We start from the raw sequence: 21,796 nt of genomic DNA, 5'->3' as shown, positions 1-21,796 counted from the left end.
TCCCTTGAGAGATATTGTTTATGAATGGTAAGGGGAGTTTTTATGGCAGCTGCAATATCACTTTTAGCGATTATACTACTCATCATGAACTATTTATTAAGCACTTGGTTATTTGGAGAAAAAAGAAACAAGATTTCTGATACAGATGGGGAGAATTTTCATCGTTGGGTACTTGTATTTATTGGTATTATCGTTTTAATTTTTTCCACCGTTATAAATAGGATAGATAGCAATTATGTAATTTGGTTTTTGCTAGGATTATTAGTGGTGATTTGTATTTTCCAATCCTTTATGGAGTGGAAGTATCTGAAGGAATCGAAACAATATGTCATCCCGCTTATTTTAATGGTATTTGGTGTAATTTGTGCAACAGGAATAATTGTCATAAATGAACAAATGAAATATACAACATTTCAAGAAGTTGTTTCTGATCAGCTCAATGAAGAAACTACTGTCAGAAGCATTTCTATTTATGTAAATGATTTTTCTAACAATGTACTAGAGAGAGAGGCGAAGACAACTATAAATGATGAAAAAATCATTGATCGTATCTTGGAAGACCTTTCAAACCTGGAATTAAAAAAAGACAATGACTTTCGCAATTATGGGGTCTATACTATAAGATTTGTTACTACTAACCAGGTGGAAGAGGATCATTATTCTACGGAGAGCTGGTATATCGATTTGACTGAAAATTACGCTATCATAACTGAAGGGTCTCTTGGAAGCTATGAAATAGTCAGTGAAACAGGCCATTTGAAAACCATTAAGTCCCTCATTGGAAGCGAAGAAGTTGATTGGGAATTTGAAGAGGAATGAGCTAATTCAATCAATGGGGGCTTTTCTTTGTGTTAACGATTATTCCTCTCTTATTCTAGGGGGATAGATTCCGTAACTGCTCAATCTGATATTTCCCAATCTACTGCAAATCTCCCTTCCACTTCATCTCCATGAAGAACAATATAATAACTTGCATTCTCGACAGTTTCGTATTCCAGACGTTCGCCACTTTCCTTCATAGGTAAATGATCACCTTTTTCATTTTCCAAATGGTATCCCCATCCTCCACCATTCTCATTATAAATTTCCACTTGAAATGTAAGAACTTCATCCTTTATGAGCTCAATTGGAATTTTATGTTCCCCATGAAAGTAATCAAATGACGATTCAAAGCTGGATGAATTTCTTTCTTCCACCCAATTTTGCTTTTCTGTAAAATCGACCATGGAAATAACGACAAATAAGATTGGTGTTACAATTGCGAAAATTATTGATATCCAGTGTAACTATTTCTGGTCCACGTTATTACTTCACGCACCTTTTGCAAATTTACGATGTAGGAACGATGACATCTGAAGAAACCATAAGGATGTAATCTTTCTTCCAAATTATTTAGCGTAAGTGTACTTGGGAAAGCATCTCCTTTTATGTAAATATTTGATTGCCCATCATTACTCTCAATATAATCAATTTCCGGAGGGTCAAATAAAACAATTTTTTCATTTACTTTTGTTGGGATTTTATTAAATTGAATTGGCTGAGTTTCTATCTCAGCTTCTGCCCCATCTAATTTATCTGCTTCATCGACAGTTTTTTCTTTATCTGTTTCAATTAACTTTAATCCACTTTCATCCAGACGATAAACAAAATCTGCCATTGTAATTGCACTTTCCATATTACCAGTCAGGATTAAAATACTTTTACCTTCTTGTTTTAGTTTATTTACTATATTTACCAGCACACGTTTTGTTTCAACATCGACATTTAGATCAGGTTCCTCAAAAATAAACAGACTTGGATTCTGAATAAGCAAACGTCCGTATTGTACACGCTTTTTTTCTGAATAAGATAAATCTTTCATTCTCTTGCTTCGTTTCTCTCCTAGCTGCGTCATTAAAAATAATTGATCAAACGTTTGATCAATTTGATACAAATCTTTATAAAACTTGAAATAGTCCCTTACAGTCAATCGCTCGTATAGTCCTTCTTCAAAAAAGCAGATTCCAAGCTGTGAATAATAAGTGGTTTTATTTTCTGCAAAGGTTACCCCATTCACACGAATTTCCCCACCTGATGTTGACGTTTCCCCTGTAAACATTTCCAAAAGTGTGCTTCGTGCATTGAGGGTGGAGTAAATTGCAGTTATTTCATGTTGTTCCACCTTTAAACTAAAAGGAGGAAATAAAACAGTGTCTTTACTGTGTTTTTCTATATTTTTAATCGTTAATATTGTCATTTTTTCACCCATCATTTCACTTTCTAGTTTTTCTATTTTTTAGTACCTTATTTATACCATTATATCCATGTCTATGACCACAGAATTTTTATGAGTTGTTTTAAGTCTTGATTACCATTTTTCACTTTCCTCCTGACAATCTCAGATTCTTCTGCTATGCTTGAAGGGTAAAATAATATATGAAGTAACTACTAGGGGTGCCCAATAATCGCGGGCTGAGAGGAAAGTGCGTAAAAGCTTTCCGACTCTTATGGACCTGATCTGGTTAATGCCAGCGGAGGGAAGTAGTCAGACAGATATACGTCTAATCTATTTCAACTTACAAAAGTCAGGTCCTATTAATGGGTCTGGCTTTTTTGGTGCACCTTCAGAAAGGAGGGAATCAATGAATCAAACACGTTTATTGACTACAATGGCAGTTTTTGTAGCAATTGGAACATTAGGAGCTCAAATCCTTTGGTTTCCGGCTGGCATTGCAAAGGCTTACCCAGTACAGCACGCCGTGAACGTTATGGCTGCAATTATGCTTGGCCCAGGCCCGGCAGTAGTAATCGCCTTTATGATAGGATTGCTGCGTAATTTACTAGGTCTTGGAACTTTATTAGCATTTCCAGGTGGTATAATCGGTGCATTCTTAGCTGGTTATCTTTATAAAAGGTTTGGCAAGAAAGCTTGGGCTGTAGTCGGAGAATCATTTGGCACAGGTATAATCGGTTCACTTTTTGCAGTTCCTTTTGCCAAAGTTCTCATGGGCAGCTCTATCGGGGCATTTGCCTTTTTACCATCGTTTTTAGTTAGCAGTATCACTGGTGCATTTATTGGCTGGTTTATTGTTTCACGAGTTAAATATGAAAAATTAGTACGAATATAAAGGAAACTGCTAGGGGCGCTTTACGGCTGAGAAAAGGAATTATCCTTAGTCCCTTGGAACCTGATCTGGATAATGCCAGCGCAGGGAAGTAGTCGAGGACTCTGCTATTACTTTCCTCTATTAATCTACTTTAATACTCCTAGTAGCTTCCGCCTATTAAAAGGAGGCTTTTCAATGACATTCACAGATAATTTGCGTAAAGAAAACGAGGATATTTTTCAACTTATATTTGAACATCCATTTGTAAAGGGAATTGGAAAAGGCGAGGTACCAGAAGAAGCGCTTGCCCACTACATTAAAGCTGATTTTGAATATTTAAATGCATTTATGCGAATTTATGGCATTGCACTATCAAAGTCAAAAAAACGGGAAGATATCAATTATTTTCATAAAAAGATTAACTTTATCCTGCATGACGAAATCCATCCACATCATAATTTTTGTGATCACATTGGTGTTGGCTATGAGGAGTTACAAGGTCATCCCCTTCCACCGACTGCTGATCACTATATTAAACATATGATGTACCATGCTCAATCCGGGACTCAAGCTGAAATATTGGCTGCCTTATTACCTTGTCCATGGACTTACTGGGAAATTGGTCTGGAGTTAATGAAACAATATAATCCAGCAAAAGATCATCCTTTTTACGACTGGATCAACTTTTATGCAGGTGAACGCTCTGAAAATACCACATTAGAATTACGAAGACGCCTAGATAAACTTGCGTCAGAAGCATCTACGGAAGAACAAATAAATATGAAGGATGTATTTAAGAAAAGTTGTCAGCTCGAATTAAAATTTTGGGAAATGGCTTATATATGTGAAGAATGGCCTTCAAAAAGGAAGGTGAACAACTGATGATACTAACCCCATGTGCACTTACAATTGCTGGAACTGACCCTAGTGGTGGCGCAGGTATACAAGCAGACTTAAAAACCTTTCAGGAATTAAAAAGCTTTGGAATGTCTGTCATTACGTCTGTTGTTGCTCAAAATACAACCGGTGTTCAAAGTGTCCATCATATACCACTTAAAATGATTGAACAGCAGCTTGAATCCGTATTTTCGGATATACCAGTACATGCATTAAAAACTGGAATGATTGCAAATGTTGATATGATGAAAGTTATAGCTGATAAAATCACTGGACTCAACGCACCTTATGTAATGGATCCTGTTATGGTTGCGACAAGCGGGGATCCTCTCATTGCAGAAAATGCACGTTATTTCCTGCGTGGAAATCTTTTGCCATTGACGACTCTTGTAACCCCAAATATTCCCGAGGCTGAATATCTCACAGGAGAAACAATTCATACGATTGATGACATGAAGCAAGCTGCTGTGCAGATTGTAGACCGTTTTAATGCAGGTGCTGCGCTTGTGAAAGGCGGACATATGCAAGGTGAAGCAACAGACTTTCTATATGATGGTTCAACATTGCACACATTTTCAGCTAAGCGCATTAACACAAAAAACACCCATGGCACTGGATGCACCTATTCTGCAGCAATTACTGCTTATTTAAGTCAAGGAGCATCATTATATGAAGCAGTAAAAAGTGCCAAATATTTTGTAACGAAAGCTATCGAACATTCATTTTCACTTGGATCCGGAAGTGGACCAACCAATCACTGGGCCACTAGAAAGGAGGGGATGAAGAATGAACTCTATCATCATTAATGACGTTCGCAAAAGGAGTCCATTAATTCACCATTTAACAAATCAGGTGGTTATGAATTTTACAGCTAATGGACTCCTCTCCTTTGGCGGCACACCAATTATGGCAAAAGCAGAGGAAGAAGCGAGTGACATGGCATCTATTGCAGATGGTGTGCTCATTAATATTGGCACCTTGAAACCAAGTGAGCTTCGGGCCATGATCCTTGCTGGCAAAGCAGCTAATAAAAAAGGAATTCCAGTGGTGTTGGATCCAGTTGGAGTGGCTGCAACTTCATTTCGGACTTCAGCTGTAAAAGAAATTTTGAATGAAGTGGAACTTACCGTTATTAAAGGAAATGCAGGTGAACTCGCCCAACTTGTACAAATTCCCTGGGAAACAAAAGGGGTCGAATCCATTGGCGATGGAAATGCTGAAGAAATTGCTGTTAAAGTGGCAAAAACCTATCAAACTGCTGCTATAGTAACGGGAAAAACAGATGTAATTTGTTCAGGTGAAACTATTTCCCTTAACGATACAGGTCATGCTCTTTTAACTAAAATTACTGGGGCTGGTTGTTTACTAGGATCTATTTTAACTGCATGCTTAACAACAAAACATTCAATAGAAAAACAGGCATTGGCTGCTGTTGAGTTTTATGGGCTGGCTGCGGAGTACGCGGCTTCCCAAAAGGAAGTCTTTGGACCAGGAAGCTTTTTGCCACGATTCATTGACGCACTTTCATTGGAAATTGATGTATTTGAGAGGAGAAAAGCGGATGACATTAGCAATAACTGAAACCCTTCGAAAATACTTTATCATGGGAAGTCAAAATTGCGACCGTGATCCAATAGAAATATTGAAAGTTGCAGCTGCAGCTGGAATAACAGCTTTTCAATTCCGGGAAAAAGGAGAAGGTTCGCTGACTGGAAATAAGAAATTAGAATTAGGAAAACACTTAAGGGAAATTTGCTGTGAGCATAACATTCCTTTTATTGTAAATGACGATATTGAATTAGTGGATCTACTAGAAGCTGATGGCGTTCACGTCGGACAAGATGATCAATCCGTGAAATATTTACGCAAGCTTTTTCCTAATAAAATCATTGGACTTTCTGTTTCGAATGCTAGTGAAGTTGCTAAAAGCCCTATTTCATTAGTAGATTATATTGGAGCAGGTCCTATTTTTGATACGGGCACAAAACCAGATGCTAAGACTGTTGTTGGTTTGGAATGGATTATAGCCTTAAGAGAACAGTTCCCGAAACTTCCTATTGTAGGAATAGGTGGAATCAGCCCCAAGAATGCTGCTACTGTCATTGATGCTGGCGCGGATGGTGTGTCTGTGATTTCTGCGATTACAAAGGCAGAGAATATAAAACAAGCAGTCTATAGCATTTGAAAAAGGTTCCTTTCAGAACTATAATCGAAATCAATACACTAAAATGGGGCAGGAAATTTCAAATTCCTTGCCCCAAACCTAATTCATTTTCGATTGTAGTTGTAGAAAGTACTTTCTACAACTATTATTTATTTCTGTCAGCATAGATTGCCATCGCGTCACGCATAAATACAGCAAGACCTTCACCAAATTGATCAATGTTTTTTGTGAAACGTTCATCATCAACATACATTTGTCCAAGCCCTTTAAATGCATCCAGAGAATAGTTGCCCATTTTGTTCAAGAAGTGATACCACACTTTGATGCCTTTTTGGGCTGCATCCGATTCTGGAGACTCATAACGAATCATCGCTAATTCTTTATAGATTGCATTAAATTCATCTTCCCATGCCTTTTTCTCTTCTTTGGAAAGCTTATTAATTTGAGCATTTGACTCATCTACTGCTTTGTCACCCCAGCGTTCACGTGCTTCCTGTTCGTAAGGGTTACTGCTAAAGTCAAAGCCTTCAAATTTTTCTTTATTACTCATCTCAATTTCTCCTTTCATGTGTTGAATTGTTTTATCAATTGTTTGTATCATATTATCCAGCCTGCTTCTTTTTTCCAGGAGCATTTTTCGGTGAATCTCCAATGCCTCTGTTCGGTCAAATGACGGACTGCTGATAATATCTTTAATTTTTTTCAAAGGGAAGCCCAATTCTTTAAAAAATAGAATTTGCTGCAATGTCTCGAGATCATTTTCAGAATAGATACGGTAACCAGATTCAGTTGTCTCTGCTGGGGTCAGTAACCCTATTTCATCATAATGATGCAGTGTGCGCACACTGATTCCAACTAAATCAGCAACTTCTTTTACTTTCAAAGCTCAACTCCCCCTTCACCAATTACTATAAAGTATAACGTAACGTTAGAGTCAACAGGATAATAATATTTTTTAAAAAGACTGCTTTCTTCTCCCGGCCTTCGCATTAGATGTAAATTGCGAACTAAAATAGCGATTATAATTCCATCGGCCACTCAGGAAATATAACCACACTTCCACCAGCATATCAGCCATCCACCGAAATATCTTCTATGTGACCAATAGCTACTTGTTTTCGGTTGTTTGGGCTCATAGAGGCGCTCTATGTGACCGATAGCTACTTGCTCCCGGTTGTTTCGGCTCAGAGATACGCTCTATGTGACCGATAGCTACTTGCTTCTGGTTGTTTCGGCTCAGAGATACGCTCTATGTGACCGATAGCTACTTGCTTCCGGTTGTTTCGGCTCAGAGATACGCTCTATGTGACCGATAGCTACTTGCTTCCGGTTGTTTCGGCTCAGAGATACGCTCTATGTGACCGATAGCTATTTTTTTCTATCAGTTGGGCTCAGAGAAGTACCCCAAATCCTGATAATCCGTTATAACCCGTGAAACATCCGCCCGAAGTTGAAATCAATAGAGCAGTTTCGTCACAGTCTATACCATCTGCTAATTTAATTTTCAATGGAACGGACATCTCGCATTCCAAGCTTATAAGAAAAACAGCCAAAATAAATAAAACCCACCTTATAGTATAAAACTTAAAGTGGGTCCCCAATTATTTTTCTTCAGATAAAATATTCTCTTCCTCCGGCGTGGCTCGATAAACAATGAATGCCATGATAACAGCAACAACTGACATAGCAAAAGCAATGAAGTAGACAAGCTCAACACCTGCGACCATCGCATGATTTATGGTTGCAGGATCTTTCGGTGTACTTGTGTTTTGCAGGAAATGAAGCTGTCTGGCATTCATAATACTGATAAACACAGAAACACCAATCGCACCTGCAACTGGCTGCAATGTAGTCATTACTGCAGTACCATGTGGATATAGGCGTTTAGGCAATTGATTTAATCCATTCGTCTCAGCAGGCATCATAATTGCCGAAACTGACAGCATTAATAAAATATATCCAACTACGACTACCCATAGTGCTGTGTCAACAGTTAGTCTGCTCATCATGAACATCGTACTTGCAAGAACAATGGTTGCGGGAATCATCAAGACCCTTGGACCGAATTTATCAAACAGATGTCCCATAAATGGTGACATGGCTCCATTTAAAATACTTCCAGGAAGCAGAACTAAACCGGCAGCAGCAGGAGCTAAAGCTAACGGACCCTGCATATAAATTGGCAAAATGATCTCTGAAGCAAACATCGCCATTATGATGATTAAAAACATCAGCACCGCATGTGTGTACATCGGATATTTAAAAACCCTTAAATCCATCACAGGTTCTTCCAATTTAAGCTGTCTAATTGAAAATAAGACTACTCCAACAACACCTAAAATGATCGTACCATACACGTTTGGACTGAAAAACCCATCTTCACTTGCCCCTGCAGCACTGAATCCATAAACAATTGCGCCAAATCCAATGGTTGAAAAAACAAGTGATAGTATATCAATTTTCGGCTTTGTCACTTCTGAAACATTGATCAGATATTTATAGGCAAATGCTATAGAAAATAAAGCGAATGGGATTACAGTAATAAATAAATAACGCCATCCTAAATAATCTACAATAACACCAGAAAGGGTTGGCCCTATAGCTGGAGCAAACATAATTACCAGTCCTATTAATCCCATTACTTTCCCACGTCTATGCGGTGGAAAAATCAATAAAAACACATTGAAAATAATTGGCATGAGCAGACCTGTTCCTACTGCCTGTATCAGGCGGCCGACTAATAAAACTGAAAATGTTGGTGCTATTGCACTTATTGCCGTACCTATAGTAAAAATCGTCATCGTACCAAGAAATAATTGTCTTGTGGTGAACCACTGCAGCAATAAGGCTGATACTGGTATAACAATCCCCATAATCAGCATAAATCCTGTTGCCATCCATTGCACAGTTGGCAAAGTAATATTAAATTCATCCATCAGTGTGGTTAACGCAATATTTAACAACGTTTCGTTCAATACTGCAAAAAATGCACCAATAATAAGTGACAGCATAATCGGCATTACTTTTACATTTGGGTTATCTGCCAGATATTCATATTTTTTCGGTTGATTATTATCTTTCATATGCAAAACCTCCTTTTCTTCACGATCCATTGCATTGGGACTCAACTTGTATGGCGGTGGAATAGGTAATTTTACTTCCCTAATTTGTTACATTTTAAAGAAAACAAAAAGAGAGAGTTACCCCTCCCTTTCTCATCTCACTTTATGGATTTTATAAAGGCAGACCAATTCCGAAAACTCTACACACGCAGAGCCCCCATTGCTATTCAATTAGCCAAGCAATATTAACGAGTTGCGGAATTTAAAGAATGCCATTTTAATAAACCCTCCGTTCAAAATTGTAGAGATTTATATTATCACGTCTTCTTACGATTAGCAAGAACTTTTTGATTCACATCGATGTGCCCATTCTTGTCTGAATCATTCCCAAACTGGACTTGTGCCCCATATAGTAATGAGAGCAAGTTTTTTAAGGGAGGAAAGAGCACGTGAATAATTATAATGATGGAAGGCAATTTAATTTACCCGGCTACTTAATGGGCCAATTTTTTGGAGGGGGCGGGCAACAATTTCCGGGAGGCGGTTCGACTGGCGGGCAGTTTCCAGGAGGCGGATTTCCTGGTGGTGGTTTCCCTGGCGGACCAGGCGGACCCGGTGGCCCTGGGCAGTCACCAGGTTTCCCTGGAGGCGGGCAGCCAACTGGTGCACCAACTACTCCACCACCCAGCTTCACACCGGAACAGCCGCAATTTCAAACCAAAGCAATAGATCCAGGAGGAATACGCGGCTGCTTGTTTCGATTCACCTATATCTGGCTAAGAAGAGATTCTTTCTGGTTTTTCCCAACGTTTGTAGGTAGAAATTCCATCGCAGGTTTTAGATGGAGTGGGTTCAGATGGGTATACTTTGGAATTGATTTGGACCGAATCGAATCTTTCCAATGCTATTAACGCAAGCGAATGAAGCTCCTTGTTCTGTATGAAAATAGCTGATAGTTGTTCATACAATCGCCAGATCCCCTTTATTCATAAATTATAAGTGAAGGAGGGATCAACATGAACCGATTTGCAGCACTTTTCCTATCTGCCATATTAGCAGGTTTTGCCTTAATTATCGTTACAGACCTCGCAGCCAGCTTTATAACCTCCGCAGCTATAGCAAATTTGCTAATTGCTGTTGGGGCGATTGCAGTAATTGTTTTCGCATTGGCTCTTCTGTATCTGGCGGTTCGAGCTCTTTTTAGAAAAGAATGGACTTAGCCAACAATAAGCGGCCGCGGGAAAGCGGTCGCTTAAATTTTGTATATACTTGAAACAAAAGATGAACTGACCAAAAACTGGTTGGCTTTCTATTTCTTTTGCGTTTATAAACTTACAAAATAACAGAATTCCTGCCAGTTCACAACTTTACTTTTTCGACCATAATGGTACAATAATGGCACAAATGATTGCTGTATAATAAGGCAGAAATTTTACTCCCATTGGCTTATCAAAAAATGTCATTCCAAAGATCCCGATAAAACTGGATAATGCTATACCAAGAATGAACCCTCCAACTAAACCTATCAAAATAGCTAAAAATGTTCTCATCTTATCTTTCCCCTTTTCCATTAATTGATTTAAGTGATTTGATTACAACTAGAAGTGCGATAATTAATAATACTGTTGCGATAACTGGATGCAGTGCGGCAATCCATGGAAGCTGCGGGGCCATATTTCCGGTAAAATACATGGCAAAGATCGAGACAAAATAACTTAATACCGACCAATACGCCCAGCGTGGCATTGCTCCCACAAATGCAAACAGCAGCATAAACAATGGAATATTAAATCCAAATAAATGAATAAAAGTCATATGCCGCATCCAGTGTACAGGGCTTATAAATATCGCCATCCCCGCCAAAAAAATCTGAACCGTTATACATAATAAAAAGATAAATGCTAATACCGAATAAATAATTCTTCCAGTTCGTTTTCTTACATTCACTTTAGGTCCCCCTCGTTAAATTGAACTTTCCTATCAAGCTATATTCCTATAATACAAACCACTTCTAAAATAACTCTTAGCTGATTATTAAATAATTATTAAATGTTTAAATAGACCGTTAACCAATAAAAATTGCCGAAGTTTGGAAACCCCGGCAATTTTTATTTAAAACGATATCCCACACCCCAGATTGTTTCAATGTATTCTGGTTCAGAAGGATTTATTTCTATTTTTTCACGAATCTTACGGATATGGACGGTGACAGTTGAAATATCCCCCATCGAGTCATAGCCCCAAATTCGTTCAAATAAATGATCTTTGCTGAATACCTGATTGCGATTTGAAGCTAAAAATATCAATAGGTCAAATTCCTTTGCAGTAAATAGCTTTTCTTCCCCTTCAATAAATATCCTCCGGGCGCGTTGATCAATGGTTAACCCCCTTATTTGAATATCCTGATTAGATTGCTCCCTATTCACGAGCCGATCATATCTTGCTATATGTGCTTTCACCCGTGCTACCAGCTCATTCGGATTGAACGGTTTGACAATATAGTCATCTGCCCCTCTATCAAACCCTTTTATTTTATCAATATCCTCTTTTCTTGCTGTTACCATTAATATAGGAATATCTTTTGTTTTTCTTATTTGCTGGCAAAGCTCAAAGCCATCAATTCCTGGCAGCATCAAATCAAGTAAAATCAAATCATAATTCCCTGAAATTGCCATCTTCATCCCTTCTTCACCTGTTCCAGCTATATCACTTGAAAATCCGTTAACCTCCAGATAGTCACGTTCCAATTCGGCAATTGCTTCTTCATCTTCTATAATTAAAATTTCCCGCATGCTCACACATCCTCTTTTGGTAAAGAAAAGTATACACTTGTGCCTTCACCCAATTTACTTTTTGCCCAGACCTTCCCGCCATGTTCCTCTATAATACTTTTTACAATTGCTAATCCCAAGCCACTTCCTCCAGTGCTTGAATTCCTTGATGTATCTGTCCGATAAAAACGATCAAAAATAGTTGAAGTAGCTTCTTCAGGTATTCCAATTCCATTATCTTTGATTCGCACTATAACATGGCCTGACTCTGCTCGAAGCAGCACACCGATTTTCTTTTCAGCTTTATCCATATATTTCAGGCTGTTTTGAATAATATTCATAACTGCCCGTTTCAATTGCTCACGATCTGCCTTCACCAAATAGCTTTCTTCTGAGTCCACTGCATACGCAACAGACCCGCTAGTCTCAATCAACTCATACTGTAATTCCTCGATAAAGTCATCCATAAAGACTTTTAGGTTTAATCTCTCAAAATGAAAAGGAACCTGCTGCAAATCAAGCTTTGAATACATAAATAGTTCATCAATCAGGTGATCCATATCATTTGCTTTTGTATAAATCGTTTCCATATAACGATCCATTTTTTCCGGGGTATTTGCTACTCCATCACGCACCCCTTTGACATAACCTTTAATGGAAGTCATCGGTGTTTTTAAATCATGAGAAATACTGGCAATCAATTCATTTCGATTTGCATCATAACGCATCTGCAGGTCCCGAGCTTCTTTGAGCTTCTGCCTCATCATTTCAAAGGTTTCCGAGAGCTGTCCTAGTTCATCCTTCCCTGTCGGCTTAATACTAAAATCAAGGTTTCCTGCACTTATTTCTTTTGCTGCTATTGAAAGCTCTTTGACAGGATTAATAATACTTTTCGCAACAAAATAAGTTAACAGGCCATTTGTGATAATCAAAACAATCATTAATCCCACAAATCTTAATGTAACAAACATATTTAAATCATTACCGTCAGGACTGCCGTCCAAAACCACAAACATAATGTATCCGATTATAACCTCAATTATAAAAAAAGCAGCCACTGGAATAAGTATCATCCCGATATTTGAAAGAATAAGCCGTTTCTTGATTGTCATATAAACTCCCACCTTATTTACTCCACATCTTTATTATCTATTATGAGTGATTTTCCTTATAAAGATCTAAAAAATTTATTAAATAATTATTAAGTACCACTTTTTCTTAGCATAAACACGGGGATTTCTCAGAAGATTCTAATCTGATTCACATCAGTATTTTACCATCCCCCTTTACTATTGAATACAGGGAGGATGAAAGTTATGGCAATTGAAATTTTTAGGAGAAAAGAACAAAAGTATCTAATTACCAAAGAGCAGTATCAGGAATTAACTAAACAGATCGCATCGTATATGCGGCCGGACAAATTCGGAATTGACGGAAGGTATACCGTCACAAGCTTATACTTTGAAAGCTCGGATCACAAAATTTATTTTGAAACGAAGAATAAATTAAAGTACCGGCAAAAGCTCCGATTGAGAGTATATAACGATACCGGCATTAATGGGACAGCTTTTTTTGAAGTAAAGCAAAAACATAAAAAAGTAGTGAATAAAAGAAGAATGCTGCTTCCGCTTAGTCAAGCATATCGCTACTTGAATGAAAAGGAAGACTCGCTTGAATACTATGAAACATCTAATCCACAGGTTTTAAGGGAAATAAATTATTTCCGTAAACTTTACCGGTTGGAGGCGGAGATGGTAGTCAGTTATGACCGGCATGCACTCCATTGTATAGATGATCCTGATTTGAGGATTACATTTGATTTAAACCTCAGGTGCAGGAATGATGATTTATTACTTGAACATGGTCCGCATGGTGAGTATTTTATCGATACCGATTTAGTAATTCTGGAAGTAAAAGTTAATGACAGTGTTCCATTATGGCTAACACGGATTTTACAAACTTTAAATTGTGAACAAAGAAGTGCATCAAAATTTTGCACGAGCTTGGAGCTTTTAAAAAATGAAGCTCTGCCAAATGGCATTGTGAAGGAAAACGTTCTAGTGGGAGGAATGCAAAATGGATATCATCAATCAGCTATTTATAATTAATGGGAATGAATCAACTATATTTATGAGTTTACTTGCAATGGCAATCGCAACAATTCTTAGTTTAGTTATTACAAAGCTATATCAAATTACATTTACGGGGGAAAGATACTCGCAAAACTTCGTGCACACCATCATTATAATGAGTGTTGTTGTATCAGTAGTGATGAATGTAGTCAGTGGGAATGCGGGTGTGGCTTTTGGGTTATTTGCAGTATTTTCGCTGATCCGTTTCAGAAGTGCCGTAACGGATGCGAAAGATATTGCGTATATCTTCTTTGGCCTCTCAGTCGGAATGACTAGTGGATTATACCAATTTGACCTGGCAATTGTCCTGACAGTATTTGCATGTATTCTTTTCTATCTGCTTTATAAATTTCAATACGGTAAAGGTAAGGATACGCAGGTTTTAAAGGTAACCGTTCCCGAAAATTTAAATCACGAAAACCTGCTTGATGATGTATTCCAGACTTTTACAATAAGTCATTCCCTTCGCCAGGTAGAAACTACTAATCTGGGAACCATGATTTTATACACGTATGCAATTCGTTGTAAGGAACATACGAAAGACAAGGAGTTGCTTGACCGAATTCGCGAAAAAAATGCCAATCTGAAAGTATCCCTGACCTATATGGATAATGATAGATAACATAGTTCCCGGTCATTCGTATGGAGATAACCGCCCGAGATTGAATATATCCTTTCATCATGCGAGGCGTGGGAAGTCGCACTACGGATCTAGCGCTGGAGCTGTATGCAGCTTCCTATAAAACAATAAGGGAACCTCCTCACAAGAGAAGGTTCCCTTTCATTATTTATTTACCTTTTTCCTCATTTCTCTTTCCCAAATCAGGCCTTGTTCCAATGCCATTTTTCTTGCTATCCTTGGTGCATTCCATAGCGGAGGCAATAATAACAGTGACACAGGTACTGCCGTTATAACGATTGAGTTCTGGATAGAAGAAATGCTGTCTTCACCAATCGAAAGTATCATGACAGTAGTAAGACCAAATATCATTGCCCAGAATACTCGCAGCCATCGTTTCGGATTATCATTACCGGTTAATGTAGCCGCAACTGTATAAGACATGGTATCTACTGTTGTTGCAACGAAAATTACAGACACAAGCAAAAATCCTAATCCCATCCAAACACCCAGTGGCATTTGATCCGTGATTGCCATTACTGCAGCTGGCATTCCACCTTCATTTAAGGCATTTGAAATCGAACCCGGATTTTCTCTTTCATAAAATACGCCTGTTCCTCCTACAACGGAAAACCAGAAGTTATTAACTAATGGGGCAACAATTGATACGGCAATAACCAGCTCTCTAATGGTCCTGCCACGGGAAATTCGGCTAATAAATACAATTAACATTGGAGCATAGCCAATGAACCAGCCCCAGAAGAAAATAGTCCATCCCCCAAGCCATGCATTATCTCCGCGAAATAAACTCATCGAGAAAAAGTTTTGCAAGTGAACGCCTGTACCACCAACAAATGCATCAATGATGAACATGGTAGGGCCGATAACAAGTGTCACAATTGCTAAGAAAATTGTAAACCCTACATTGTAGCGGCTTAGTGTAAGAATCCCCCGGTCGACGCCAGTTGCAGCTGAAATCGCAGCAACACCAGCAAGAATCAGTACAACAACTATACTTAATGTTAATGTATTCGGAATATCAAATAGATGATTGAGCCCATAGGAAATCTGTAATCCCAAGAAACCAAGGGGGCCTAATGTACCGGCAACTGTTGCTATAATTGAAAATATGTCCGCCGATGAGCCAAGCACACTATTCTTGTATATTTTTTCACCGAAGATTGGATATAACAAGCCCCTTGGTCGTAAAGGCAATCCTTTACTATAATGTACATACATCATGACAATTACAGCAAGTGTTCCAAGAATCGCCCAAGCAGTAAAGCCCCAGTGCAAGAAGCTCTGAGCAAATGCTGCATTTATATTATTAAACTCACCACCGCCGAACAGTGGAGGAGTGCTCATATAATGGTACATTGGTTCAGACGCTGCCCAGAATACACCTCCACTTGCCAATAATGTAACCAGAATCATGGCAACCCAGCGGAAATAACTATATTTTGGCTTGTCCTGTTTACCTAAACGAACTTTACCATATTTTGAAAACGCCAAACCAAGTCCAACGAAAAAGTTTCCCAGCAGCAGTACCTGCCAATAGGCACCAAATAAATCTGCAGAGTAATCAAATAATGTCGTAATTGTACTGCCAACTGCATCACTATTAATCAGCGACAATATAATAAATAAAATTAAAAAACCGCCACTTACTATAAATACAGGCCAATCCAGCCTCTTGCCCTTTTTTGAATCCACGCTGTTCCTCCTAATTTTGTTAGGAGCAAGTGTCTAAAATATAATGTTTCATTTTGTCATTTAAGACCGTTGGATGGAAGCTGATTATCACATTCTCTATCTTCCAGAATAACCATTGACGAAAAACCACCAGCTTGCTCGAATTTTTAACACAGTTATCTATTATAGGTACAATTCGATTTCCAGTCAAAGAATCGACCATTTATCAAAATTGGTCTCCCTATTATTCCCCTTATTAGTTTATTTGATTCGAAACATTCATATACATAGAAAGGGCCTGCTGCAAGGAACTGTGGGTTTTAATTTTGGCAAAATCAATTCCCAGACTCACCATTGTGTGGGAAACTTCCGGTCGAATTCCCGCCAAGACGGTTTCCACTCCTATAAGCTTCAGTGATTTTATGATCTTAAATATATGGTAGGCAACCATGGTGTCGACAACAGAAACCCCAGAAAGGTCTATGAACAGATAGTCCAATTCTCTTTGTCCTGCTTCATATAAAGCAGTTTTCATCAATTGGTCTGCACGTTTCTCATCAATCCCACCGATAATTGGCAGCACTGCAGTTCCTTTAAAAATTGGAACTACCGGAGCGGATAATTTTAAAAATTCATCTTCTGCTTTATCCAGATTTTCTCTGTAAGAGTTCATATATGCAGTACTGAGGGCAAATATCGCACGATCAAATAATGGGTCAAAAATATCCGCTACCTCCAGAACTGTATCAATTCGTGCCTCAAGTACCAATACTTGCTCTTTAATATGCTTCCACAGCAAGCGTCTTATGTTAGAAATCTTGTCAATTGATTCATCAAGTCTTGCGCCATTGTTTAAGGCAAACTCACCAATTCGCATTCCAAAATTCGTTACATTATCAAAGGCAGTTTCGTCATCCAGATCAAATTCTTTTAAAACTATTTCTAAAAACTCAATAATAATATCTTTTGCTTTATCTTCTTTTTCGAAAGAGATTGGCAGCTGATTAACGAAATCATACTTTGTTTCATTTAATTTATCAGCTATTAATCTAATTTCCCTGCTAACTTCAGACTGTTTTCCCGACATCCCCTTCACCCCTATTATTAGTATTTATTTTTATTATACTGTAAGTTTTTGAAAATTTAGCAGTTATTTCTAACTTTCAGCAAAAAAACACACGATTAGACCTGTCTAACCGTGTGTTTACTACTATACAAGTGATTTACTTATTCATTAATTATCCCATCAACTGTTTCTTCCACTTCATTTCGGGACATTTTTTCTTTTCCGCTTTTCATTGCTTTTAAGGTTCGTTTCGCCAGTGCTAAAGGAATTTTACAGAATAAAAGAATGTTTCGGGTATTAATATCTTTTATGTATTCATCTGCACTATTTAAGTTTTTTTCTGCATAGGAAAATAGATCATTTCTATTCCAGCCATCTGGAATAAAATTCACTCCTCTATCAGCATCTTCCTCCTGATTTCTCAGCATATTAACAGCCTGCAAGCCTCTTCCGTAACCAATTGCCAATTCCCGGTCCGTTTCTGTGCCGTCATACCATTTCCATATATCAGAAAGCATTACGCCAACCAGTCCAGCTACATAATATGTATAATCATCCAATTCTTCTTCCGTTTTTACCACCCAGTCCTTTTCAACCCAATCAGCCATCCCTTGAGCCATGACTGCCGTCGATTCTTTCACCTTATCAACAATTTCCTCCGGGCATATGGAAATCCAGTCACCCAGTCTTACGGTAACTTCCGGTAAAAGAGACTGATATGGCTTTATTAGTTCGTAATAGGCAATAGCATCGAATTGCTGATTTTTTAGCAGATCACTGACAGAACGGAGTAATTGCTGTTTAGACTCTGCATCCAATTGTTCATGATCTTCTATTTCATCAATTGCCCGCATGCATAAATACGCCGAGCCAACTGTCAGCCTTAATGTAGGATTAAGCAATTTAATGGGAATATAAAATGTCCTGCTTGTCAGCTTAAGCATGTGCATTGCTTCTTTTTGTAATTTAGATTGGTTGCTCAACGAGTTTTCCTCCTTCAAAACGTGAGGTTTATCTAATTATACCAAATACAAAAAAAAAATTCTTCTTTATTCAAGGAATAGTATCTGAGATGTTGATAGGGAGGGGCAACTTCCCGATAATGAGGAAAGTTACAATCGCAAAACATGTTCGTCTGGTTCAATTTGTCATTATTCGGTCTGAATTGTATCCTGTTCGGTCGAATCGTCTATATATCCGGTCTGCTCTGCAATGTATTCGTTCCTAATAATTATTGGCATATTTTTGATAAATTTATTATTTCCATTCAAGAAAATAGCCTCTTGTATTGCCGTGAAAATGAGAGTACTATTAGTAAGGTAACTCAACTAGAAAGGCGTTATATAATGGATAAACGTATATATTTACTAACGATTGTCGCGTTCATTGTCGGGATGGTCGAATTAATTATAGGTGGGCTGCTTGATTTAATTGCAGCAGATTTAGGTGTCAGTCTTGGACAGGCTGGACTTTTAATCACTATTTTTTCCGTCATTTTTGCAATTGGTGCACCAGTATTGCTTGTAGCAACAGCTAATATAGAACGAAAAAGATTAACATTAATCTCTTTATTTATATTTTTACTGGGAAATTTGGTTGCTGTTTTCAGTCCCTCGTATACAGTTCTATTTATCAGCCGGATTATTTCTGCAGCAAGTGCGTCCCTTTTGATCATTTTATGTTTAACAATTGCTGCAAACATTGGGGATCCCAAATACCGCGGCCGTTCAATCGGATTAGTTTCGATGGGAGTAAGTGGTTCACTTGTACTGGGAATTCCTTTTGGTTTAATACTTGGGAATATGTTTGGATGGCGCGCACCCTTTGTATTGATTGCAATTTTGACGCTTTTTTCTATGGCAGGTATATATTTCTTCATGGAAAAAGTTGCTCCAAAACCGCAACTTTCCCTTGGAAGGCAGCTAGCTACATTGAAAGACCGCAAAATACTATTTGCCCATCTGACAACATTTGTATTTCTGGCAGGACATTCGATTCTATATACCTATTTAACTCCTTTCGTTAAAACAACGATGGGGCTTGACGGGACATGGGTAAGCATCATTTACCTAATCTTTGGTATTGCGGCTGTTAGTGGCGGTGGAATCGGTGGTACATTATCGGATCGATTTGGCTCAAAACGGACAACACTTATCACAATTATTGCTTTTGGAATAGCACTATTCGCCATTCCTTATACAACATTTCTTCTGCCATTATTCCTGATTGTTATGGCAGCCTGGGGGTTGATGAGCTGGGCTATCACACCTGCCATTCAGAGCCATCTGATTGAATCATCACCGGAAACATCAGATATTCAGCAAAGCCTGAATAATTCAGCATTGCATTTCGGTATTGCATTTGGCTCATTGATTGGCAGTGTTGCAATCGAACAGGCTTCCGTTGAACAAAATCCAACAGTTGGCGGAATGTTTGTTATTATCGCACTTGGCACTGCACTAATTTCCATGGCGCGAGAGAGAAAAAGAGCTTATATTTAATTGGATATAAAGACCATGTGATAAATGATTCCACATGGTTTTTATATTATTTTCATTTAGTATCTTGCATAACACTATAGTGTATAGTAATATAGTGTTATAATAATTACAGGTCAGAGGTGAAACCCTTGTCCACAACAAGTCAAATGCTAAAAGGACTGCTTGATGGAAGCCTTCTCGCACTTATCGCAAAAGGAGAAACATATGGCTATGAGATTATTGAGAAGCTGCAATCACATAATTTCGCTGTAGTAAGTGAGGGCAGTATTTATCCAGTATTAATGCGATTACAAAAAAATAACCTTGTATCAACTGTTATGCGAAAATCGCCAAGCGGACCAAAAAGAAAATATTACACGATTACAGCAGAAGGTGAAGCCGAGCTTGAGAGATTCAAAGAACATTGGAACCAGCTGTCACAAGGAGTTTCATCACTATTGGGTGAAGGAGATGATGAGCGTGCTGTCAAATAAGTCTGAGGAATTTATTATCGAACTGCGAATGTATTTAATATCCAAAGGAAAAAATGATGATGAAATCAAAGAAGTAACACAGGAGCTTGAAGATCATTTGCAGCAGGCTGAAGCTGAAGGAAAAAGCGTGAAGCATATTACAGGTGAAAGTCCGAGAGATTATATGAAAAGTATCGGTAAAGAAATGGGCTTCGATTTTCGGCAAATTGCCACACTGGCGCCAATGACTGCATTGCTGATCATTGCATATTTCAGCTTTGCACCAGCAATTGAAGGTACTTTTTCCATTTCTAAAATGGGATTGGTAATCTCCATTTCTATGTTTGTAATCTCTTTTTTCGTATTTGGCTTTCTATTAGTCAATGTGTTGCCAAAGCTATTCCATTCCAAATGGTTCTATGGGGTAATCGCTATAGCCTACACCCTATTAACCGTGCTCTTTGTATTTATTTTCTTATGGGAGCATAAATCAAACAGTGAACCCTTTTTTACGGCAACGCCTTTGCAGAATAATTTAATTTTAATCGGATGTATTATATTTTTTATCATTTTTGCTATTTACTCGAAGTCATGGATAACGATATTGATTCCTTTCTTTTTATCATGGGGTCCGATAGCAAAAAGATTCATTCCTGATAATTTAAATAAGGATCCCGAACTAATATGGATTACCTTATTTGTATTAGCAGCAATTACTATCGGATTCCTTTACTTCATGTTTCGAAAAAGAAGAATACAGAATTGATGCAACTCTCATTGGGTTATTCTTTGGAAAATGTTAATGAAACATCTTGTAATGCGATTCTTAACCTTGATCAAACGTTTGATTGATTATTGCACCCTATTAATTGAGATTTGTACTCTAGTGAATGACCCCACCTTACCATTCTTCAAATGCTTGAAGATGGGGCTTCCTGTTTCACAGACCAGTGCATACCGGGGTCTCCAAGATGTCTTACACAGTCTCCGCAGGCTTTGTTTATACTGATCGGACACAACCTTGCCCTACAGTCATTCGGATACTAGATTTTTACTTGCAACTCGTCCAATTGTTCCAGTCCCCTCCGAAGGATATTCAAGCTGGCGTTATAGTCACGGTCGAGAATCGTTCCACAGCTGTTACAAATATGGGTGCGAATCGATAGGGATTTTTTTACACGAGTCCCGCAATTCGAACAATCCTGTGATGTGAATTCTGGATTGACCTTGATTAGTAATCCGCCATTTCTTTCACATTTATAGGAAAGCATATTTCGAAACATTCCCCAACCGGCATCAGAAACAGATTTGGATAATCGTTTATTTTTTACCAATTGGCGAATATTCAAGTCTT

25 protein-coding genes and 2 riboswitches are annotated in these 21,796 nt (G+C 38.1%); of the genes, 13 read left to right on the top strand and 12 right to left on the bottom strand.

Going from position 1 to position 21,796, the window contains the following annotated elements:
* Positions 1–42: 42 nt before the first annotated feature.
* Positions 43–819, top strand: a complete 777-nt coding sequence (locus CIL03_RS07670; RefSeq protein WP_165767914.1) for a DUF4181 domain-containing protein — start codon at positions 43–45, stop codon at positions 817–819.
* 80 nt (positions 820–899) lie between these two features.
* Here CIL03_RS07670 and CIL03_RS07665 read toward each other — a convergent pair whose 3' ends face one another.
* Both CIL03_RS07665 and CIL03_RS07660 read right to left on the bottom strand, forming a co-directional pair.
* On the bottom strand, positions 900–1,226 hold the full coding sequence (locus tag CIL03_RS07665; protein ID WP_094885249.1) for a hypothetical protein: 327 nt from the start codon (positions 1,224–1,226) through the stop codon (positions 900–902).
* Between the two features lie 41 nt (positions 1,227–1,267).
* A complete protein-coding gene (locus CIL03_RS07660) occupies positions 1,268–2,248 on the bottom strand; it encodes a LytTR family transcriptional regulator DNA-binding domain-containing protein (protein WP_165767913.1) in 981 nt (326 codons plus the stop codon).
* A 171-nt stretch (positions 2,249–2,419) separates the two neighbouring features.
* A riboswitch (TPP riboswitch) is annotated at positions 2,420–2,536 on the top strand.
* Between the two features lie 85 nt (positions 2,537–2,621).
* Here CIL03_RS07660 and thiW point away from each other — a divergent pair.
* From thiW to thiE, 5 genes are all read left to right on the top strand, one after another.
* A complete protein-coding gene (gene thiW, locus CIL03_RS07655) occupies positions 2,622–3,107 on the top strand; it encodes an energy coupling factor transporter S component ThiW (RefSeq protein ID WP_094885247.1) in 486 nt (161 codons plus the stop codon).
* Between the two features lies 1 nt (position 3,108).
* Positions 3,109–3,211: riboswitch (TPP riboswitch) on the top strand.
* A gap of 70 nt (positions 3,212–3,281) precedes the next feature.
* Positions 3,282–3,968, top strand: coding sequence for a thiaminase II (gene tenA, locus CIL03_RS07650; RefSeq protein ID WP_094885246.1), 687 nt, complete (start codon positions 3,282–3,284; stop codon positions 3,966–3,968).
* Positions 3,968–4,789, top strand: a complete 822-nt coding sequence (gene thiD, locus CIL03_RS07645) for a bifunctional hydroxymethylpyrimidine kinase/phosphomethylpyrimidine kinase (protein ID WP_094885245.1) — start codon at positions 3,968–3,970, stop codon at positions 4,787–4,789. The genes tenA and thiD overlap by 1 nt, the downstream gene beginning before the upstream one ends.
* Positions 4,770–5,564, top strand: a complete 795-nt coding sequence (gene thiM, locus CIL03_RS07640; RefSeq protein WP_094885244.1) for a hydroxyethylthiazole kinase — start codon at positions 4,770–4,772, stop codon at positions 5,562–5,564. The genes thiD and thiM overlap by 20 nt, the downstream gene beginning before the upstream one ends.
* The gene (gene thiE, locus CIL03_RS07635) at positions 5,545–6,168 is read left to right on the top strand and encodes a thiamine phosphate synthase (protein WP_094885243.1); all 624 of its coding nucleotides are present in this window, start codon (positions 5,545–5,547) and stop codon (positions 6,166–6,168) included. Before thiM ends, thiE begins: the two co-directional genes overlap by 20 nt.
* Positions 6,169–6,292: 124 nt before the next feature.
* Here thiE and CIL03_RS07630 read toward each other — a convergent pair whose 3' ends face one another.
* Positions 6,293–7,030: a MerR family transcriptional regulator gene (locus CIL03_RS07630; protein WP_094885242.1), complete on the bottom strand. Its 738-nt coding sequence runs from the start codon at positions 7,028–7,030 to the stop codon at positions 6,293–6,295.
* Between the two features lie 718 nt (positions 7,031–7,748).
* Positions 7,749–9,230, bottom strand: a complete 1,482-nt coding sequence (locus CIL03_RS07625) for an MDR family MFS transporter (protein ID WP_094885241.1) — start codon at positions 9,228–9,230, stop codon at positions 7,749–7,751.
* Positions 9,231–9,706: 476 nt separating this feature from the next.
* Here CIL03_RS07625 and CIL03_RS07620 point away from each other — a divergent pair, with 476 nt between their 5' ends.
* On the top strand, positions 9,707–10,120 hold the full coding sequence (locus CIL03_RS07620) for a hypothetical protein (RefSeq protein ID WP_094885598.1): 414 nt from the start codon (positions 9,707–9,709) through the stop codon (positions 10,118–10,120).
* Between the two features lie 105 nt (positions 10,121–10,225).
* A complete protein-coding gene (locus CIL03_RS07615; RefSeq protein ID WP_094885240.1) occupies positions 10,226–10,429 on the top strand; it encodes a hypothetical protein in 204 nt (67 codons plus the stop codon).
* A 147-nt stretch (positions 10,430–10,576) separates the two neighbouring features.
* On the opposite strand, the gene CIL03_RS07610 is transcribed toward CIL03_RS07615, so the two are convergent.
* The 4 genes from CIL03_RS07610 to CIL03_RS07595 all read right to left on the bottom strand — a co-directional run bounded on the left by CIL03_RS07610 (position 10,577) and on the right by CIL03_RS07595 (position 13,092).
* Positions 10,577–10,759 (bottom strand): DUF5957 family protein, encoded by a 183-nt coding sequence (locus CIL03_RS07610; RefSeq protein WP_094885239.1) that lies wholly within the window; start codon positions 10,757–10,759, stop codon positions 10,577–10,579.
* A gap of 1 nt (position 10,760) precedes the next feature.
* Complete coding sequence (locus CIL03_RS07605) at positions 10,761–11,156, bottom strand: DUF6220 domain-containing protein (protein ID WP_094885238.1); 396 nt, start codon at positions 11,154–11,156, stop codon at positions 10,761–10,763.
* Positions 11,157–11,317: 161 nt separating this feature from the next.
* The gene (locus tag CIL03_RS07600) at positions 11,318–12,001 is read right to left on the bottom strand and encodes a response regulator transcription factor (protein ID WP_094885237.1); all 684 of its coding nucleotides are present in this window, start codon (positions 11,999–12,001) and stop codon (positions 11,318–11,320) included.
* A gap of 2 nt (positions 12,002–12,003) precedes the next feature.
* Positions 12,004–13,092 carry a sensor histidine kinase gene (locus tag CIL03_RS07595; RefSeq protein WP_094885236.1) on the bottom strand — a complete coding sequence of 363 codons (1,089 nt, stop codon included), beginning with the start codon at positions 13,090–13,092 and terminating at the stop codon, positions 12,004–12,006.
* Positions 13,093–13,296: 204 nt separating this feature from the next.
* Between CIL03_RS07595 and CIL03_RS07590 the strand changes: the two genes are divergently transcribed.
* Both CIL03_RS07590 and CIL03_RS07585 read left to right on the top strand, forming a co-directional pair.
* The gene (locus tag CIL03_RS07590) at positions 13,297–14,088 is read left to right on the top strand and encodes a polyphosphate polymerase domain-containing protein (RefSeq protein ID WP_094885235.1); all 792 of its coding nucleotides are present in this window, start codon (positions 13,297–13,299) and stop codon (positions 14,086–14,088) included.
* Positions 14,057–14,734 carry a DUF4956 domain-containing protein gene (locus CIL03_RS07585; protein WP_094885234.1) on the top strand — a complete coding sequence of 226 codons (678 nt, stop codon included), beginning with the start codon at positions 14,057–14,059 and terminating at the stop codon, positions 14,732–14,734. The genes CIL03_RS07590 and CIL03_RS07585 overlap by 32 nt, the downstream gene beginning before the upstream one ends.
* 162 nt (positions 14,735–14,896) lie before the next feature.
* On the opposite strand, the gene CIL03_RS07580 is transcribed toward CIL03_RS07585, so the two are convergent.
* The 3 genes from CIL03_RS07580 to CIL03_RS07570 form a co-directional block, all read right to left on the bottom strand.
* On the bottom strand, positions 14,897–16,444 hold the full coding sequence (locus CIL03_RS07580; protein ID WP_094885233.1) for a BCCT family transporter: 1,548 nt from the start codon (positions 16,442–16,444) through the stop codon (positions 14,897–14,899).
* A gap of 235 nt (positions 16,445–16,679) precedes the next feature.
* Positions 16,680–17,510, bottom strand: coding sequence for an STAS domain-containing protein (locus tag CIL03_RS07575; protein WP_094885232.1), 831 nt, complete (start codon positions 17,508–17,510; stop codon positions 16,680–16,682).
* A 140-nt stretch (positions 17,511–17,650) separates the two neighbouring features.
* On the bottom strand, positions 17,651–18,472 hold the full coding sequence (locus CIL03_RS07570) for a squalene/phytoene synthase family protein (protein WP_094885231.1): 822 nt from the start codon (positions 18,470–18,472) through the stop codon (positions 17,651–17,653).
* A 363-nt stretch (positions 18,473–18,835) separates the two neighbouring features.
* On the opposite strand from CIL03_RS07570, the gene CIL03_RS07565 reads away from it, so the two are divergent.
* The 3 genes from CIL03_RS07565 to CIL03_RS07555 all read left to right on the top strand — a co-directional run bounded on the left by CIL03_RS07565 (position 18,836) and on the right by CIL03_RS07555 (position 21,208).
* The gene (locus CIL03_RS07565; protein WP_094885230.1) at positions 18,836–19,990 is read left to right on the top strand and encodes an MFS transporter; all 1,155 of its coding nucleotides are present in this window, start codon (positions 18,836–18,838) and stop codon (positions 19,988–19,990) included.
* Positions 19,991–20,118: 128 nt separating this feature from the next.
* The gene (locus tag CIL03_RS07560) at positions 20,119–20,463 is read left to right on the top strand and encodes a PadR family transcriptional regulator (protein ID WP_094885229.1); all 345 of its coding nucleotides are present in this window, start codon (positions 20,119–20,121) and stop codon (positions 20,461–20,463) included.
* On the top strand, positions 20,450–21,208 hold the full coding sequence (locus CIL03_RS07555) for a DUF1129 family protein (protein WP_094885228.1): 759 nt from the start codon (positions 20,450–20,452) through the stop codon (positions 21,206–21,208). The genes CIL03_RS07560 and CIL03_RS07555 overlap by 14 nt, the downstream gene beginning before the upstream one ends.
* 277 nt (positions 21,209–21,485) lie before the next feature.
* Here CIL03_RS07555 and CIL03_RS07550 read toward each other — a convergent pair.
* Positions 21,486–21,796 (bottom strand): RNA-guided endonuclease InsQ/TnpB family protein (locus tag CIL03_RS07550; protein ID WP_133087817.1); only part of this gene is annotated, 311 nt, incomplete at its 5' end.

The organism is Virgibacillus indicus (genome assembly GCF_002266285.1).
GTDB lineage: Bacteria > Bacillota > Bacilli > Bacillales > Amphibacillaceae > Virgibacillus_K > Virgibacillus_K indicus.
Note: the sequence above shows the minus strand (reverse complement) of the source record. Positions and strands in the feature narration are given on the sequence as shown.

What these genes read in the sequence shown, in the direction of transcription:
- CIL03_RS07670 (WP_165767914.1), top strand. Translation starts at nt 43, where the DNA reads ATGGCAGCTGCAATATCACTTTTAGCGATTATACTACTCATCATGAAC.
- CIL03_RS07665 (WP_094885249.1), bottom strand. Translation starts at nt 1,226, where the DNA reads ATGGTCGATTTTACAGAAAAGCAAAATTGGGTGGAAGAAAGAAATTCA.
- CIL03_RS07660 (WP_165767913.1), bottom strand. Translation starts at nt 2,248, where the DNA reads ATGGGTGAAAAAATGACAATATTAACGATTAAAAATATAGAAAAACAC.
- thiW (WP_094885247.1), top strand. Translation starts at nt 2,622, where the DNA reads ATGAATCAAACACGTTTATTGACTACAATGGCAGTTTTTGTAGCAATT.
- tenA (WP_094885246.1), top strand. Translation starts at nt 3,282, where the DNA reads ATGACATTCACAGATAATTTGCGTAAAGAAAACGAGGATATTTTTCAA.
- thiD (WP_094885245.1), top strand. Translation starts at nt 3,968, where the DNA reads ATGATACTAACCCCATGTGCACTTACAATTGCTGGAACTGACCCTAGT.
- thiM (WP_094885244.1), top strand. Translation starts at nt 4,770, where the DNA reads ATGAACTCTATCATCATTAATGACGTTCGCAAAAGGAGTCCATTAATT.
- thiE (WP_094885243.1), top strand. Translation starts at nt 5,545, where the DNA reads ATGACATTAGCAATAACTGAAACCCTTCGAAAATACTTTATCATGGGA.
- CIL03_RS07625 (WP_094885241.1), bottom strand. Translation starts at nt 9,230, where the DNA reads ATGAAAGATAATAATCAACCGAAAAAATATGAATATCTGGCAGATAAC.
- CIL03_RS07620 (WP_094885598.1), top strand. Translation starts at nt 9,707, where the DNA reads ATGGGCCAATTTTTTGGAGGGGGCGGGCAACAATTTCCGGGAGGCGGT.
- CIL03_RS07615 (WP_094885240.1), top strand. Translation starts at nt 10,226, where the DNA reads ATGAACCGATTTGCAGCACTTTTCCTATCTGCCATATTAGCAGGTTTT.
- CIL03_RS07610 (WP_094885239.1), bottom strand. Translation starts at nt 10,759, where the DNA reads ATGAGAACATTTTTAGCTATTTTGATAGGTTTAGTTGGAGGGTTCATT.
- CIL03_RS07600 (WP_094885237.1), bottom strand. Translation starts at nt 12,001, where the DNA reads ATGCGGGAAATTTTAATTATAGAAGATGAAGAAGCAATTGCCGAATTG.
- CIL03_RS07595 (WP_094885236.1), bottom strand. Translation starts at nt 13,092, where the DNA reads ATGACAATCAAGAAACGGCTTATTCTTTCAAATATCGGGATGATACTT.
- CIL03_RS07590 (WP_094885235.1), top strand. Translation starts at nt 13,297, where the DNA reads ATGGCAATTGAAATTTTTAGGAGAAAAGAACAAAAGTATCTAATTACC.
- CIL03_RS07585 (WP_094885234.1), top strand. Translation starts at nt 14,057, where the DNA reads ATGGATATCATCAATCAGCTATTTATAATTAATGGGAATGAATCAACT.
- CIL03_RS07575 (WP_094885232.1), bottom strand. Translation starts at nt 17,510, where the DNA reads ATGTCGGGAAAACAGTCTGAAGTTAGCAGGGAAATTAGATTAATAGCT.
- CIL03_RS07565 (WP_094885230.1), top strand. Translation starts at nt 18,836, where the DNA reads ATGGATAAACGTATATATTTACTAACGATTGTCGCGTTCATTGTCGGG.